Here is a 16744-nt window from a genome sequence, read left to right as displayed (position 1 = left end):
TGAGGTTCCTGAACTTCAAGGCTTAGTGTGACCTCGACCTTGGCAATACTTCTCAATGTTTATCGACTTCAAATTGGAGCGACACACGAGGTTCGAACTCGTGACCTCGACCTTGGCAAGGTCGCGCTCTACCAGCTGAGCTAGTGTCGCATAATCAACTGTTCAATGAACAATTAATTAAAATGTGGTTGCGGGAGCCGGATTTGAACCGACGACCTTCGGGTTATGAGCCCGACGAGCTACCATGCTGCTCCATCCCGCGTCCGGATGACATCGTTAAGGTGATGTAGCCTTTAAAATTGTAGCGACACATGAGGTTCCTGAACTTCAAGGCTTAGTGTGACTCGACCTTGGCAATACTTCTCAATGTTTATCGACTTCAAATTGGAGCGACACACGAGGTTCGAACTCGTGACCTCGACCTTGGCAAGGTCGCGCTCTACCAGCTGAGCTAGTGTCGCATAATCAACTGTTCAACGAACAATTAATTTAAATGTGGTTGCGGGAGCCGGATTTGAACCGACGACCTTCGGGTTATGAGCCCGACGAGCTACCATGCTGCTCCATCCCGCGTCCGGATGACATCGTTAAGGTGATGTAGCCTTTAAAATTGTAGCGACACATGAGGTTCCTGAACTTCAAGGCTTAGTGTGACCTCGACCTTGGCAATACTTCTCAATGTTTATCGACTTCAAATTGGAGCGACACACGAGGTTCGAACTCGTGACCTCGACCTTGGCAAGGTCGCGCTCTACCAGCTGAGCTAGTGTCGCATAATCAACTGTTCAATGAACAATCAATTTAAATGTGGTTGCGGGAGCCGGATTTGAACCGACGACCTTCGGGTTATGAGCCCGACGAGCTACCATGCTGCTCCATCCCGCGTCCGAATGGTATAATTTACGGCTTATACTTACCTATCACAACTTAGAGTCAACAGAATCTAAATTGGAGCGACACACGAGGCTCGAACTCGTGACCTCAACCTTGGCAAGGTTGCGCTCTACCAGCTGAGCTAGTGTCGCATCACATTTCCTGTAACCTGCAAATTATTATAGATGCCTGTCACAGGGGTGCGAATTATACGAAGAAATGGACTCGATGCAAGTCAAAATAGAAAAAAAATGCATTTTTTTTCTATTTGCTCATTTTACAATCAAATTTTGAAGAAATGTTGACGGTAATACTGTAATTCAGCGATAGAATCACGAATATCATCTAAAGCCAAATGCGTTCCCTTTTTAACAAGCCCATCAAGTAGTTCCGGCTGCCATCGTCTTGCAAGCTCTTTTATTGTACTCACATCTAAATAACGATAATGAAAATATTGTTCTAACTTAGACATATGCTGGTATAAAAAGCGTCGATCTTGCCCAATACTATTACCACAAATTGGTGAACTTCCCGCAGGAACCCACTGCTTTAAAAAATTAATTGTTTCTTCAACCGCTTGATCTTCAGTTATTGAGCTTTGTTGTACACGCTCAACTAATCCTGTATTAGTATGCGTTGTTGTACACCACTCATCCATTTTATCTAATTCAGCTTGTGATTGATGGATGGCTAATACTGGTCCTTCTGCTAGAATGTTGAGATTAGCATCAGTGACAATAGTCGCAATCTCAATAATTTTGTGATTATCAGGATTAAGACCCGTCATCTCTAAATCGATCCAAATTAAATTTTGTTCATTTATTGTCATTGTAATTATCCACTCTGTTGGTAATAGATGTATCATACTAAGCTTACATCGAAAGCCAACTAATGAATTGAAGCGAACGTGGCAAAACAAAAAAAATTGACCAAAGGTCAGATTCGTCGAGTACGAACGAATCAAAATAGACGATTAAAAAAGAATGAGACAACGACCGAATGGGATGAGTCTCTACTTGAGAGTGCCCGTGAAGGTACCGTCATAACTCGATTTGGTCAGCATGCTGATATTGAAGATGATGAAACTCAAAAAGTTCATCGTTGTAATTTACGTCGAAGCATTGAGAGCCTAGTTAGTGGCGATCGGGTTGTTTGGCGTCCAGGCGTTGAAGTTCTCGCTGGAATATCTGGTGTTGTTGAAGCGGTACACGAACGTCAATCAGTATTAACTCGTCCTGATTTCTATGATGGTGTTAAAGCCGTTGCAGCCAATGTTGAACAGATTGTTATTGTTTCAGCTATTTTACCTGAACTCTCTTTTAATATTATCGATCGTTACCTTATTGCAGCAGAAGAGACTCACTTAAAGCCTTTAATCGTACTTAATAAGATCGACCTTTTATCACCATCAGAACAACAAGATGTGTATAAAAAACTACAGATCTATCGCGATATTGGTTATAAAACTTTAATGGTAAGTAGAGAAACTGGCGCGGGTTTACCTGAACTTGAAATTGAATTAAAAGATCAGGTCAATATTTTTGCAGGGCAGTCTGGTGTAGGTAAATCAAGCCTAGTCAATGCACTAATGCCTGAAGTTGACGCTGAAATTGGTGATGTCTCTGAAAACTCAGGACTTGGACAACACACCACAACTGCAGCACGTCTTTACCATTTCCCTCATGGTGGTGATCTTATCGACTCGCCAGGCATTCGTGAATTTGGTTTATGGCATTTAGAACCAGAACAAGTAACAAACAGCTTTATCGAATTTAGAGATTATATTGGCGGCTGTAAATTCCGTGATTGTAAACATGGTAACGATCCTGGTTGTGCTATCCGCGAGGCAATGGAGGCGGGGAAAATATCATCAATCCGCTATCAAAGTTATCACAAAATTATTGAAAGCATGAAAGAAGGACGAGCAAATCGTCAATTTGCTAAGAAATAATCTTCAATAATGATAATCACCCGCTCTAATCAAAGTGGAACCTAGTGCAATTTTTACTAGGTTTCCCCTTCTAACTATTATAAAGTCGCTATAACATCTTATTAAAAATTAGATATTCTTAAAAAATACCTAATTATCAAAAACATTCAAATACAGACAAAAGGTACCTTGTAATCGTGTTAGATAAAATCAAAATTGGCCTACAATACAGCATGCCTAAACATGCACTGACTCGACTTGTTGGTAAATTTGCAGCGGCTGAAGCTGGGGCTTTTACTCAGTTATTTATTCGCTGGTTTATAAAACAGTACCGAATCAACATGGCCGAAGCTAAAATTTCAGATCCAAAAGGTTTTAAAACATTTAATCAATTCTTTACCCGAGAATTAAAAGATGGAGCTCGTGATTGGGTTGATTCAGCACAATTAATTGCCCACCCTGCCGATGCGAAAGTTAGTCAGTGTGGTCCAATTAAAGCAGGTAAATTAATTCAAGCTAAAGGGTTTGATTTTACAGCTCAGGAATTATTAGGTGGCGATAGTCAATTAGCCGATCAATTTGCAGATGGCGAATTTGCTACGCTTTACCTTTCACCAACAGATTATCATCGTGTTCATATGCCAATGGATGGAACTCTGCGTGAAATGATTTACGTCCCAGGTGATCTTTTTTCTGTAAACCCATTAACAGCAGAAAATGTACCTAATCTATTTGCTCGTAACGAACGTGTTGTCTGTATTTTTGATACCGCTATTGGTCCAATGGCACAAGTTTTAGTCGGTGCAACCATTGTTGGTAGTATTGAAACGGTTTGGGCTGGCACAGTCACACCTCCAACAGGTGCTCATATCCAACGCTGGTACTACCCTGAAGCTGGTAACAAAGATGCGATTACTTTTAAACAAGGTGCAGAAATGGGACGCTTCAAGTTAGGCTCAACTGTTATTAATTTATTCCCTAAAAATAGCATCCGCTTCGTCGACGCAATGCAACCAGGTGAAAGAACTGTACTTGGTACTCCTTATGCAGTTATAGAAAAAACGGAAACAGAATTAAATTAATTTTTAATCAGTGGTGCCATTAAACAATAATCAGGATCACATTCTACCTAAAACGGAGTAATATAACTCCGTTTTAGGCTCAATTCTTGTTACATCTCAATTATTTTGTTGCTTATTTTCAGTATGCTGTCTTTAGGATCTTACTTAAAGAAGGCAAGGCATGCTAAAAATTAATTTCAACTTACTAATAAGAATATTGATATCATTCGGTATCCCATTACTCATACTTTTTATTCCCATTGATCTTATTCCGATCGATAATCTCACCTTAATTCAACACCGTTTATTGGCAATTTTTGCCCTTGCTGCATTACTCTGGGTTTTAGAGCCCGTCCCAGTTTTTGCAACATCTATCCTCATTATTACTCTTGAAGTCGTGATGCTATCGGATAAAGGACTACTGCTGTTCCGTCAACCTCCCACTGGTCATGAGATGGGGAGTTTAATCCCTTATACCGATATATTTCATGCTTTCTCATCTCCTATTATTATTCTATTTATGGGGGGGTTTGCTCTAGCTATTGCTGCCTCTAAATACCAATTAGATAATAACTTAGCGCGAGTTTTGCTGCGCCCATTTGGGACTCAACCAAAGTTTATCATGCTTGGTTTGATGCTGATTACGGCGGTCTTTTCGATGTTTATGTCGAACACGGCGACAACCGTAATGATGCTAGCTTTATTAGCACCAATTGTTGCATCAGCCCCTAAGGGTGACCTAGGGATCAAGGCATTGGTTCTCTCTATTCCAGTTGCAGCGAATACCGGGGGTATTGGTACGCCTATTGGTACTCCACCCAATGCTATCGCGCTGCAATATTTAACGGGTGAAAATAGTATCGACTTTTTAAGCTGGATGATGATGGGGGTTCCATTTGTCATTATTCAACTCGCCTTTGCATGGTGGTTACTACAAAAACTATTCCCATCAAGTCAGACCCATATGCAACTAAAAATGGGGGGCGAATTCTTAAAAAGCTGGCGTGCGATTGTCGTTTACATCACATTTGCAGTGACTATTTTATTATGGATGACCACTAAGATTCATGGCATGAATACCTATGTTGTCTCTATTATCCCGCTTGCTGTCTTTACCTTAACGGGAATTATGGGTAAAGATGAGATCAAGATGATCAACTGGGATGTCTTATGGTTAGTTGCCGGAGGAATTGCGATAGGGATTGCACTTGATAAAACAGGGCTTGCAGTTGCATTAGCACATGCCGTCGATTACGAGTCACTTTCACCACTAGCTGTTGTATTAACGCTTTCCATTGTCTGCTGGCTAATGGCTAATTTCATGTCAAACACAGCCACCGCCAACTTGTTAATGCCGATCGCTGCTGCTGTGGGTGCTTCGATGGAGAGCCTATCTGCCATTGGTGGCTTACAAGGACTACTTGTTGTTGTCGCATTCTCAGCGTCTCTCGGCATGATATTACCTGTTTCAACACCACCAAACTCACTGGCCTACTCAACAGGATTTATTGAAAGTAAAGATATGGCAAAAACCGGTATTATCTTAGGATTATCAGGTCTAGCTTTAGTCTATATCGCGATGTTTTTCTTAACTTAAATCATCACCCGCTATCACTTAAAAAAGATCAATAACAATAAAAACAGATCATTGTGATAGCTAAAAAGTGACATTGTAAAACAAAAGGCGGTGATGAATGTTGAACTCAACCTTCATCATCGCCTTTCTATGCCTATAACGTGGGTGCGATCTTAACGAAAACTTGCCACTTAAATCTTAGTAAAAAACAGCATTATGCACGAGTCACCGGAAAAGCGATCACCTTATCAATATGATCAAGATTAAGTGCTAACATAATCAAACGGTCAACCCCCAATGCAACACCCGCACAATCAGGGAATTCACCCAACTTAAGTGCATCAATCAAATGATAATCAATCGGCTGTTGCTGTAATCCCATTTTTTGACGCTTATAATTATCGGCTTCAAATCGAGCCAGCTGCTCTTGAGGATCACTCAATTCATGAAAACCATTTGCTAACTCAATCCCTTTAAAATAGACCTCAAAACGCTCAGCTACGCGGTTATCTTGCGGATTGATTTGCGCCAATGCCGATTGAGAAGCGGGAAAATCGTAAACAAATACAGGCTGTTCTAAACCTATTTTACTTTCAACACCGACACTAAAAAGCAATTGTAGTAAGGTATCCCTGTCTTGCTCATCGTTGGTTATGTCCGCTAACCCTAATGTTGCCGCTACCTGCTTAAGCGCTTCCAGAGAATCGTCTAAAGGACAGACATTTAACTGTTCAATAAATGCTTGTTGATAAGTTATCCGATCAGCGGTGTGAGTTTTTAATGTCGTTTGCAGTAACAAATCCATCTCATCCATTAATTGATGATGATCAAATCCCGGACGATACCATTCCAACATCGTAAATTCAGGATTATGATGGCGCCCTGCTTCTTCATTTCTAAATGCCTTATTAATTTGAAAAATAGATCCACTCCCCGCGGACAGTAAACGCTTCATATGAAACTCAGGACTGGTCATCATATAAAGTGTCTTACCATCAGCAAAACCCGGACCGACAAATTCAGTCTGAAATGTATGAAGGTGGATATCCGTTACCGTAGCTTGACTCAAACTTGGTGTATCGACTTCTAGTACATCTCGTTCAATAAAAAAGAGTCGAATTTCTTGAAGAAGCTTCGCTCTCTTTTTTAACTCAATAATTGGCGCAGAAGGCATCCACAATGTTGATCGATTACTCATGATATTCTCAAAATAACGGAAAAATCAGATGATAAATTATTCAAGGTTATTTCACTAATAAAATATTGCGCTTATCAAAATAACTGACAACCAACTTCTTCATACTCGAGCAACTACTACTAAAGTTATACAAAACACACAGAAATCGTATAAATAGAGAGGGTGATTCACAATAAAAAACCAACATCAACACAAGTAACAAACAAAAAAAACAAAGTATCAACATTAAGAAAAACAACAATCTGTGATGCTTATCGCATTTGCAGAAACAAATACCTCGAAATGGCTAGTTTTGTGAAAAAAACGCGACAAAAGAGGTCACGAAAAGCTCATCATCCTCTACAATATGCATAGAATTTTTCGGTGGGTGTTACTTAATAAAACATCCATTCTATTTTTATCTTTTTCCGGAGGATAACTGTGAAGATATTAACCACAGATGTCGCTGTAATTGGTGCTGGCGGTGCTGGCCTACGTTCAGCTATCGCGGCTGCTGAAGCAAACCCAGAAATGGAAATCGCATTGATTTCTAAAGTTTACCCTATGCGCTCGCACAGCGTTGCTGCAGAAGGCGGTTCAGCTGCTGTTATCAAGGATGAGGATAGCTTTGACAATCACTTCAACGATACCGTTGGCGGTGGTGATTGGCTATGCGAACAGGATGTTGTTGAATACTTCGTAGAGAATGCCCCTCGTGAAATGACTCAATTAGAGCAATGGGGTTGTCCGTGGAGCCGTAAAGAAAATGGCGAAGTTAACGTTCGCCGTTTTGGTGGTATGAAAGTAGAACGTACTTGGTTCGCTGCCGATAAAACTGGCTTCCACATGCTACATACCTTATTCCAAACTTCAATAAAGTATGAGCAGATCAAACGTTTTGACGAGTACTTCGTTATCGACCTAATTGTTCACGAAGGTGAAGTTCAAGGTCTAATCGCGATTCATATGTCTGAAGGCGAACTTGTTACGATTAAAGCAAAATCTGTCATTCTAGCGACAGGTGGTGCAGGTCGTGTTTACCACTGTAATACCAATGGTGGCATCGTAACGGGTGACGGAATGGCCATGGCTTATCGTCATGGTATTCCACTACGTGATATGGAATTTGTTCAGTATCACCCAACCGGTCTTCCTGGTACAGGTATCTTGATGACAGAAGGTTGTCGTGGTGAAGGCGGTATCATGTTAAACAAACATGGTTATCGTTACCTACAAGATTACGGTCTAGGACCTGAGACTCCCGTTGGCGAGCCTAAGAATAAATATATGGAGCTAGGTCCTCGTGACAAAGTTTCTCAAGCATTCTGGCATGAGCAGCAAAAAGGCAACACTATTGAGCACCCTCTTGGTGATGTTGTTCATCTTGATCTTCGTCACTTAGGTGCAGATTACTTAAATGAACGTCTACCGTTCATCTGTGAACTAGCAAAAGCTTACGTTAACGTTGATCCGGCAAAAGAGCCAATTCCAATTCGTCCAACGGTACACTACACCATGGGTGGTATTGAAACTAACAAGCACAATGAGACGCGTATTAAGGGTCTATTTGCTGTGGGTGAATGTTCATCTGTTGGTCTACACGGCGCAAACCGTCTAGGTTCAAACTCATTAGCTGAATTTGTGGTATTTGGTCGCCCTACTGGTGAAAATGCCGTTAAACGTGCTGAAGAGTTCCAAGGCTGGAATCAAGAAGCTATCGACGCTCAAGTTAAAGTTGTTGAAGATCGTATCGACGTTCTAATGAACCAACAAGGCGATGAGAATTGGTCTGATATCCGCACGGAAATGGGTCACTCAATGGAAGCAGGTTGTGGTATCTACCGCGAAGAGAGCCTAATGCAAGAAACAGTTGATAAACTTGCAGAGCTCCGTGAGCGTTATAAAAACATCAGTATCCAAGACAAAGGCAAAGTATTTAACACCGATCTACTCTATGCATTAGAAGTGGGTTACGGTCTAGAAGTTGCTGAAGCAATGGCTCACTCAGCGCTATTACGCCGTGAATCTCGTGGTGCACACCAACGTTTAGATGAAGGTTGTACAGAACGTGATGATGTGAACTACCTAAAACATACATTGGCATTCTTCGATGGTGATAACGCACCTCGTATCGAATACAGCGATGTCACTATTACTAAGTCACAGCCGAAGGCACGTCTATACGGTGCAGCAGCAGAAGAAGCGGCAGCAAAAGAAAAAGCAGCGGAAGAAGCTAAAAACGCAGAGGAGCAAGGTTAATGTTAGCTAATCGTATCCAGAAAGTTGAAATTATGCGTTACGATCCTGCAAAGGATTCGGAACCATACCTACAGACATTTGAAGTTCCATTTAATGAAACAATGTCAGTACTTGATGCGCTAGGTTACATCAAAGATAACCTAGATAAAGATCTTGCTTACCGTTGGTCTTGTCGTATGGCGATCTGTGGCTCTTGTGGCCTAATGATCAATAACGTGCCTAAGCTAGCATGTAAAACCTTTTTACGTGACTATCCAAAAGGCGTTCGCATTGAAGCATTAGCTAACTTTGCGATTGAGAAAGATCTGATTGTCGATATGACGCCATTTATCGAGCGTTTAGAAGCAATTAAGCCGTATATTATCGGTAATGATCGTAAACCTGAAGATGGGCCAAATAACCAGACACCTGAACAACTTGCTAAATATAAGCAGTTCTCTGGCTGTATCAACTGTGGTCTTTGCTATGCGGCATGTCCTCAGTTTGGTCTAAATCCAGAGTTTATCGGCCCAGCCGCGCTTACGTTAGCACATCGCTATAATCTAGATAGCCGTGATAATGGTGCAGCAGAACGTATGGCACTGATTAACGGGGATAATGGCGCTTGGGGCTGTACATTTGTCGGTTACTGTTCTGACGTTTGTCCTAAGAGTGTCGATCCAGCCGCAGCGGTAAACCAAGGAAAGATCGAGTCATCAAAAGACTTTGTGATCGCAATGATGAAGCCACAGGAGGCATAAGGATGAGCAACCGTAAACCTTACGTTCGTACGATGAAACGCACGTGGTGGAAAGATCACTCTTTTTACCGTTTCTATATGTTACGTGAAGCAACTGTATTGCCTCTGATTTTCTTTACTATCTGTCTAACATTTGGTTTAGGCTCATTAGTGAAAGGACCAGAAGCATGGCAAGGCTGGCTAAACTTTATGGCTAACCCAATCGTGGTTATTCTAAATGTATTAGCACTATTAGGAAGCTTATTCCATGCACAAACTTTCTTCTCAATGATGCCACAAGTGATGCCAATCAAAGTGGGTGGCAAATTACTCGAGAAAAAAGTTGTTGTCTTGGCACAGTGGGCAGTTGTTGCACTCATTACGCTTATTGCGCTTATTCTGGTTTAAGGAGAATTAAAGATGGTTAACCGTAATCCAAAACGTTCAGACGAACCAGTATGGTGGGGACTATTTGGTGCTGGCGGCTCTTGGTTCGCTATGATTACACCAGTGACTGTGCTTATTTTAGGTATCATGGTGCCACTAGGTATGATCGATGCTGATGCACTAAGCTATGAGCGAGTATCTTCATTTGCTACTTCATTCATTGGTGCACTATTTGTTATCGGAACACTAGCGCTTCCAATGTGGCATGCAATGCACCGTCTACACCACGGTATGCATGACCTTAAGTTCCACACAGGAACGGCAGGTAAAATCGCATGTTACTTTATCGCTGGTCTAGTAACGGCATTATCAATTATCTTCATCTTTATGATCTAACCCTCTGTTAGAGTCAAAAGATGGATAATAAAAAAGGCACCGATTAAGGTGCCTTTTTTGATCCTAGCGATAAACGCTAGCTTCATTTTCATTCATTCCATTAAGGTGATGAAGATGAATTATTTAATACGACCAACGTATTCAGCAGAACGAGTATCAACTTTGATTACTTCACCAATTTGGATGAATAATGGTACGCGAACAACCGCACCTGTTGATAATGTTGCTGGTTTACCACCTGTTCCCTGAGTATCACCTTTTAGGCCAGGATCAGTTTCTGTTACTTCTAACTCAACAAAATTTGGTGGAGTCACCGCAATTGGGTTACCATTCCACAACGTTAGCATGCAGCTGTTATTTTCAACCAACCACTTTGCACTTTCACCAACCGCTTTTTCATCAGCAGCAATCTGCTCAAATGTTTCAGCGTTCATGAAGTGGAAGAACTCACCGTCGTTATAAAGATAATCGAGATCGATTTCCATAATGTCGGCAGCTTCAACGCTTTCACCTGATTTAAATGTTTTTTCTAGAACTTTACCTGAAAGGTACTTACGAATTTTCACACGGCTAAACGCTTGTCCTTTACCCGGCTTTACAAATTCGTTATCGATAATGACACAAGGCTCATTATCTAGCATAATTTTCATTCCGCTACGGAATTCATTGGTGCTGAAAGACGCCATTTTTTCCTCTTAACATCTCAGAGTTGTAGTTATGTCGCATATAATACCCTTAAATTCAGCATCTGTTGAGCAAAACTGGTTAAATGAGCTTGCTAATGCGATCTCCGACCCTTTAGAGCTACTGCAGCAGCTAAAACTTGATCCAAATCAGTGGAAAAAGGATATTCCTGCCAGAAAACTCTTCTCACAACGCGTACCACTCAGCTTTGTCGCAAGGATGGAGCAAGGCAACCCTAATGACCCATTACTGCGTCAGGTGATGCCTTGTGCTGATGAATTTAATCATACTTTAGGGTTTAGTCACGATCCCCTTTTAGAACAGGATAACCCAATTCCTGGATTGCTGCACAAATATCATAATCGTGTTTTGATGATTTTAAAGGGTGGCTGTGCCATTAATTGTCGTTATTGTTTTCGTCGTCACTTTCCTTACTCAGATAATCCAGGAAATAAGAAACAGTGGTCTGTCGCCATTGATTACATCAAAACAAAACCTCAAATCAGTGAAGTTATTTTATCTGGTGGTGATCCCTTAATGGCAAAAGATGTTGAATTGAGTTGGCTGTTTGAACAACTGGAAGCGATTCCTCATGTTAAACATCTTCGCATTCATAGTCGCCTCCCTGTTGTTATTCCCTCACGTATTACCGAGCCATTGTGCAGCCTAATAAAAAACAGTCGATTTAACGTGGTCGTCGTCACTCATATCAACCACCCGAATGAGATTGATACCACCTTAGAACAGGCGATGGAAAAACTAAAAAAAGCAAATGCCACGCTATTAAATCAAAGTGTCTTGTTAAAAGGAGTTAATGATAATGCTCAAACACTGATCGCGTTATCCGAACGTCTCTTTGAGGTTGGAATTCTTCCTTACTATCTACACCTTTTAGATAAAGTACAAGGGGCTGGACATTTCCTAGTGAGCGACCAGCAAGCTCGACAGATTATGACAGAAGTGGTTCCTAACCTTTCGGGCTATCTTGTTCCGCGTTTAATGCGGGAGATTGGAGGCCGTAGCAGTAAGACACCGATAGACCTCCACTTAGAGTAAGCACAATCATTAATCTTTACTTGGCTGCCACCACCAAGTCAGCAAACGTTTAATATCATCTAAGATAATATAAAGCAGTGGAACAAGTAACAGTGTTACCAAGGTTGAGAATAAGATCCCAAAGGCTAATGAGGCTGCCATTGGGATCATAATCTGTGCTTGTAGACTAGTTTCGAGCAGAATCGGCACTAAACCAAAAAAGGTGGTTAATGAAGTTAAAATAATCGCTCTAAATCGGCGAACACCTGATTCTAATGCCGCCTCTGCTATCGACTTTCCTCGTGCCCGCTCTTTATTGACATAATCCACCAGCACCAATGAATCATTAACCACGACTCCTGCCAACGCAATAATACCAAATAGACTTAACATGCTCATTGAAAGACCAAGCAATAAATGTCCCACTAACGCGCCAATCATGCCAAATGGAATCACGGACATAATAATCAAAGGCTGGGTATAAGATTTTAACGGCACCGCCATTAAGACAAAAATAGCAAATAAGACAAACACTAACCCTTGCGCCATCTTCACTAATGCTTCTTGCTCTTCCAAGCTTGAGCCACCTAAATCAGCACTGACATCAGGAAAATCAATGTGTAGCTGCGGCATAAACTCTTTATTGATCTCTTTGACAACTTTAGTCGGTTCAATAATATTAGTATTCACACTGGCAGTCACCGTTAAAGAGCGACGACCATCAGCACGATTAATGGATGCGGCTGACTTACCTAATTGAATATCAGCCACAGAAGAGAAAGGAATCGCCGTGCCATCTGGCGTTCGAATCAACATATCCTCTAAATGGCCAATCGTCGTACGTTGATTTAGAGGGAAACGAATCATCACTTTAACTTCTTCTTTATCCCTTAAAATTCGTTGCGCTTCATAACCATAAAAGGCATAACGAACCTGACTAGCTAAATCATTTAAGGTTAATCCACGTGCCTCTGCTTCAGGTTTTATGCTCAGTTGAATTTCATTATTACCCGAGGAGTAATCATCAGAAATATCGTATAAGCCCGCATAGGTTGCTAACTGAGCTTGTAATTGTTCAGATGCTTTTGTCAAATCAGAGAAATTGTCTGAACGGAGCTTAAAAGTAATATTACTTCCTTGATCTTGCTCTCCTGCACTCACAGTTATTTTCTTAACCCCCACTAAATTAGGGATCTTATCTCGCCAAGCATCAGCAATCGACACACCATCAATCGAACGCTCTTCAGCTTTAGTCAGCTCGGCAAACATTAATAATGATGTGGTTGATGTTTTAGCAACAAAGTCATGCTTAATAACAGATGCACCTGTCTCTTTAGTGAGTTCATCATCCATATCGTACAACGCTTGCTCTATTAATTTTGCAGTTGCAACCGTATTATCATCGGAACTGGAGCTATCCATCTCAACATTGACTTGAATAAAATCAGAGGGGATTTCAGGGAAAAACACCCAACGAACCTTACCGCTGACCACCAAGGCTACGGCTAAAATCAAGCCACCGACAAATACTGCAAGAACATTATAACGTTGAGTAATACACCCTTGTAGTAAGCGACGATAACGAGTCTGAACAAATCGATCGACACCAAGGTTAAACTTGACTTTAGCGCGATAGATAACATTTTTCGGGGGGATTTGGCCAGTTTCATATGAGCTAAGTGAGCAGGAAGAATTAATTTGGATTCAACCAACGAAAAAATCAGACAGAGAATAACAACCCAACCAATAGAAGCGCTAATCGTTCCTAATGAACCACTGACTAACAACATTGGAATAAAGGCAACAATGGTGGTCAATACGCCAAATGTCGCCGGCGTTGCAATGTTATGGACGCCACGAACAACATTTTCAATCGTATGTCCATGTTGTTCAATCTCATAACTCACACTTTCACCAGTCACAATGGCGTCATCGACGACGATACCGAGTACCAAAATAAAGGCAAACAGACTCAAAAGATTAATGGAGAGAGAAAAAGGCTGATAAGGCATCAACATCGTCGCCCCAAGGAAACAGATAGGGAGTCCCATCATCACCCAAAAAGCGAGTTTAAGGTTCAAAAATAGCCCTAAAATTAAAAAGACCAAAATTGAGCCATACAACATATTCTCCTGCATCATGGTCATTCGACCTTCAAGGTAGAAGGTTAAATCCATCCAAACATCCATTTTCGCCCCAATAGGCAAAGCAGCACGATAACTATCCACCCATTGATTAACTTGGGTCGAAATATCTAATGCATTTTGATCATCGACACTGCTCACTTGAATCATAGCAGCGGGTTGACGATTAAATCGAACATAGCTTTTCCAATCAACAAAGCCATCGTTAATGGTTGCAACTTGAGATAAGAGAACGCGTCCGCCATCAGGTCGGCTTGCCACTACGATATTGGCAAAATCCTGCTGATTATAAGCTTGAGCTTTGGTGCGAAGCATAATATTGCCATCATTGGCACGGATAGAACCACCCGGCAAATCAAGTGAAGAACGTTGGACAGCTTGTGCAACTTGGGTGAATGTCAGTTGATACTCTCGTAACTTATCTTCTGTCACTTCAATCGAAATTTCATAATCTAAAGCGCCAATAATTTCAGCATTAGAAACGCCAGGAAGTTGGGTTATCTCATCACGCGCTTTTTTGGTAAGCTCTTTCATCTGGAAAGGGTTTAGATCACCATAGACCGAAACAAACAGCACCATATTCTCAGGTTTGACCTGAATAATACTTGGACTTTCAATACTATCGGGGAAAGTAGAGATAGCATCAACTTCGAGCTTAATTTCATCGAGAATATCTTTAGGATCATAGTTGTCCGAAACCTCAACGGTTACCGTTCCCGAACCATCACTGGCAATCGAGGTAATCTCTTCGATCCCTTGAATCTCTTTGATCGCCTCTTCGATCTTGATGTTAATGCCTTCTTCTATCTCTTCGGGTGCGGCTCCCGGGTAGGCAACAGAGACCCGTACAAAATTGAGTTCAAAGGAAGGAAAAACTTCTTTATTAATAGTAAATGCACTAAATATCCCACCAAGAATAAGTAGCCACATTAATAAATTAGCAGCGACGGAATTATTAGCAAACCAACCAATAATACCCCGATTGGTTTGACTCATACTCCCTCCTCCATATTGCTCTTATTTTCTTGCTCCAGAAGAGTCGGGCTTGCTTCGATAACAACAGGAGATTGATTTTCAGTCGCGTTTTCTAAGCTGTTTTTAAGTTGTACCTTGTCACCTTCAGCAATGGTACTCAACACAATTGAAGAGACCATTTCACCTGATTGCAAGCTATCCTGAATATACGCATTATCAATATCTTGATGAACAATATTAACAGGTTTAAAGTGAGCCGTTTGTTGCTCTGAAATCACCATTACCTTGCCATCACGAACAAGGTATCGAGGTAACGTAACAATATTTTTTATCTCTGGGCCTAAAATTGTCGCATTAACAAACGTGCCAAACTTTAAGATAACACTGTTATTTTTTTTACTCTTCTTATGATAAGGGTCAACAATTTCAGCAACCAGATAGGTCATCCGGTTAGTCTCATCCACCACGCCCTCGGAACGAACAATTTTGGCTTGCCATTTAAACTGTTGACCTCCTCGCTCTGCGGTTAACCTTACCTCAGAGTTCAATTCAAATCGTTGCTCAAAATTATTTATCTGTTTAGCGGTCAATGGCAACCTAATCTCTGCAATATCAGTACTGTAAATACGACCCACTTGGCTGCCAATCGTCAGATATTGTCCCATATCGATATTTTTCTCGATCACTAACCCTGAGTAAGGTGCTTTGATGACGGTACGGCTTACATTGCGTTCTGCTCGTTCTAATGCAGCACGCGCATAAGCGACATTCGCTTGCTCCTTTTGTAATTGCGGAACCCTTAAACCGAGTTTAGGCGCTTCTGATACGCTCACATGCTGCCAATCTTTTTTGGCAACTTCGACGCGCGCTTTCTCTTCTTCTAATTGTGCTAACGCTTGGGCTAATGAGGCTTTAGCTTGAATAAGATCCGTTTGGTAGTCGGCAACCTCAATTCTCGCAAGCTCATCGCCTTTATTTACATAACCACCTGCAATAAAGTTTTTCGAGAGCGCAACAATTTTCCCTTGAACTTCAGAAACAATATCTGTTTTGTGTTTGGCATTAACCACCCCATAAGAATCGATAGTTAATGGAATTGATTGAGGATTAACCGTGATCACATCGACAGTGGGAAGAAGCACAACGGGATCGGTTTTTATTGGTGGTGTTTTATTTGAGATCAACCACTTAGCGCCCAACCCAAAAAGAGCAAGAATAATAAAAGGGGAAGTACGCCTGATTAGCTTTTTTATATTCACAATAAGATCCTTATATTGCTAATTATTTTTATTATTTTTTAACTATTTATTTAAATTAAACAAGCTTAAATTCTTTATATATTATGACAGCATATCAGTGAAAATAATCCGCTGATTAACCACAATCTGAGTAAAAGTTCTTATTTCCTATAAAAAGAGAACCAATCACACTCTCTTTCTCTCATCATTTTATGTCATTTAAAAATAACCTGTCTTTTTATACAGTGACGGTTTTCAGACTTTCATTGCTGTGCGATACTCTATTGACTA

General features: G+C 41.0%; 14 protein-coding genes and 7 tRNA genes. 8 read left to right on the top strand and 13 right to left on the bottom strand.

The genetic code is table 11. The features are described from left to right. Positions 1–74 precede the first annotated feature (74 nt). From L0B53_RS08430 to orn, 8 genes are all read right to left on the bottom strand, one after another. Positions 75–150 (bottom strand) — tRNA-Gly (locus L0B53_RS08430). A 35-nt stretch (positions 151–185) separates the two neighbouring features. Next, positions 186–262: transfer RNA gene (locus L0B53_RS08425), tRNA-Met, on the bottom strand. Between the two features lie 123 nt (positions 263–385). Further along, a tRNA-Gly gene (locus L0B53_RS08420) sits at positions 386–461 on the bottom strand. 35 nt (positions 462–496) lie between these two features. Beyond that, positions 497–573 (bottom strand) — tRNA-Met (locus tag L0B53_RS08415). Positions 574–697: 124 nt separating this feature from the next. After that, positions 698–773 (bottom strand) — tRNA-Gly (locus tag L0B53_RS08410). Between the two features lie 35 nt (positions 774–808). Then, positions 809–885, bottom strand: a tRNA-Met gene (locus tag L0B53_RS08405). A gap of 64 nt (positions 886–949) precedes the next feature. Beyond that, positions 950–1025 (bottom strand) — tRNA-Gly (locus tag L0B53_RS08400). Positions 1026–1156: 131 nt separating this feature from the next. Beyond that, on the bottom strand, positions 1157–1702 hold the full coding sequence (gene orn, locus L0B53_RS08395; protein ID WP_235061642.1) for an oligoribonuclease: 546 nt from the start codon (positions 1700–1702) through the stop codon (positions 1157–1159). A 78-nt stretch (positions 1703–1780) separates the two neighbouring features. On the opposite strand from orn, the gene rsgA reads away from it, so the two are divergent. From rsgA to L0B53_RS08380, 3 genes are all read left to right on the top strand, one after another. Further along, on the top strand, positions 1781–2824 hold the full coding sequence (gene rsgA / locus L0B53_RS08390) for a small ribosomal subunit biogenesis GTPase RsgA (RefSeq protein WP_235061641.1): 1044 nt from the start codon (positions 1781–1783) through the stop codon (positions 2822–2824). Positions 2825–3036: 212 nt separating this feature from the next. Then, positions 3037–3885, top strand: coding sequence for an archaetidylserine decarboxylase (gene asd, locus L0B53_RS08385; protein ID WP_235062205.1), 849 nt, complete (start codon positions 3037–3039; stop codon positions 3883–3885). A 160-nt stretch (positions 3886–4045) separates the two neighbouring features. Then, entirely contained in the window at positions 4046–5461 is a 1416-nt protein-coding gene (locus L0B53_RS08380; protein ID WP_235061640.1) for a DASS family sodium-coupled anion symporter, read from the top strand. A 193-nt stretch (positions 5462–5654) separates the two neighbouring features. Here the strand turns inward: L0B53_RS08380 and epmA are convergent, their stop codons facing one another. Then, on the bottom strand, positions 5655–6638 hold the full coding sequence (epmA, locus tag L0B53_RS08375; RefSeq protein WP_235061639.1) for an elongation factor P--(R)-beta-lysine ligase: 984 nt from the start codon (positions 6636–6638) through the stop codon (positions 5655–5657). 420 nt (positions 6639–7058) lie between these two features. Here epmA and frdA point away from each other — a divergent pair, with 420 nt between their 5' ends. Genes frdA through frdD form a run of 4 tightly spaced genes read left to right on the top strand, consistent with a single transcriptional unit; the run spans position 7059 to position 10377 of the window. After that, complete coding sequence (gene frdA / locus L0B53_RS08370; protein ID WP_235061638.1) at positions 7059–8876, top strand: fumarate reductase (quinol) flavoprotein subunit; 1818 nt, start codon at positions 7059–7061, stop codon at positions 8874–8876. Further along, positions 8876–9616 carry a succinate dehydrogenase/fumarate reductase iron-sulfur subunit gene (locus tag L0B53_RS08365; protein WP_235061637.1) on the top strand — a complete coding sequence of 247 codons (741 nt, stop codon included), beginning with the start codon at positions 8876–8878 and terminating at the stop codon, positions 9614–9616. Before frdA ends, L0B53_RS08365 begins: the two co-directional genes overlap by 1 nt. Positions 9617–9618: 2 nt before the next feature. Further along, entirely contained in the window at positions 9619–10002 is a 384-nt protein-coding gene (gene frdC, locus L0B53_RS08360) for a fumarate reductase subunit FrdC (RefSeq protein ID WP_235061636.1), read from the top strand. Positions 10003–10014: 12 nt separating this feature from the next. Continuing rightward, entirely contained in the window at positions 10015–10377 is a 363-nt protein-coding gene (gene frdD / locus L0B53_RS08355) for a fumarate reductase subunit FrdD (protein WP_235061635.1), read from the top strand. 119 nt (positions 10378–10496) lie between these two features. Here frdD and efp read toward each other — a convergent pair whose 3' ends face one another. Next, a complete protein-coding gene (gene efp / locus L0B53_RS08350) occupies positions 10497–11063 on the bottom strand; it encodes an elongation factor P (RefSeq protein ID WP_235061634.1) in 567 nt (188 codons plus the stop codon). A 31-nt stretch (positions 11064–11094) separates the two neighbouring features. On the opposite strand from efp, the gene epmB reads away from it, so the two are divergent. Then, the gene (gene epmB / locus L0B53_RS08345) at positions 11095–12117 is read left to right on the top strand and encodes an EF-P beta-lysylation protein EpmB (RefSeq protein WP_235061633.1); all 1023 of its coding nucleotides are present in this window, start codon (positions 11095–11097) and stop codon (positions 12115–12117) included. A gap of 9 nt (positions 12118–12126) precedes the next feature. On the opposite strand, the gene L0B53_RS19385 is transcribed toward epmB, so the two are convergent. Genes L0B53_RS19385 through L0B53_RS08335 form a run of 3 tightly spaced genes read right to left on the bottom strand, consistent with a single transcriptional unit; the run spans position 12127 to position 16474 of the window. After that, positions 12127–13653 carry an efflux RND transporter permease subunit gene (locus tag L0B53_RS19385; protein WP_260115583.1) on the bottom strand — a complete coding sequence of 509 codons (1527 nt, stop codon included), beginning with the start codon at positions 13651–13653 and terminating at the stop codon, positions 12127–12129. Further along, positions 13608–15236 carry an efflux RND transporter permease subunit gene (locus L0B53_RS19380; protein ID WP_260115572.1) on the bottom strand — a complete coding sequence of 543 codons (1629 nt, stop codon included), beginning with the start codon at positions 15234–15236 and terminating at the stop codon, positions 13608–13610. Before L0B53_RS19380 ends, L0B53_RS19385 begins: the two co-directional genes overlap by 46 nt. Further along, entirely contained in the window at positions 15233–16474 is a 1242-nt protein-coding gene (locus L0B53_RS08335; protein ID WP_235061632.1) for an efflux RND transporter periplasmic adaptor subunit, read from the bottom strand. Before L0B53_RS08335 ends, L0B53_RS19380 begins: the two co-directional genes overlap by 4 nt. Between the last annotated feature and the right edge of the window lie 270 nt (positions 16475–16744).

It is taken from the genome of Vibrio sp. SS-MA-C1-2 (assembly GCF_021513135.1).
Classification (GTDB): domain Bacteria; phylum Pseudomonadota; class Gammaproteobacteria; order Enterobacterales; family Vibrionaceae.
This window is presented reverse-complemented; position numbering and strand designations above follow the sequence as displayed.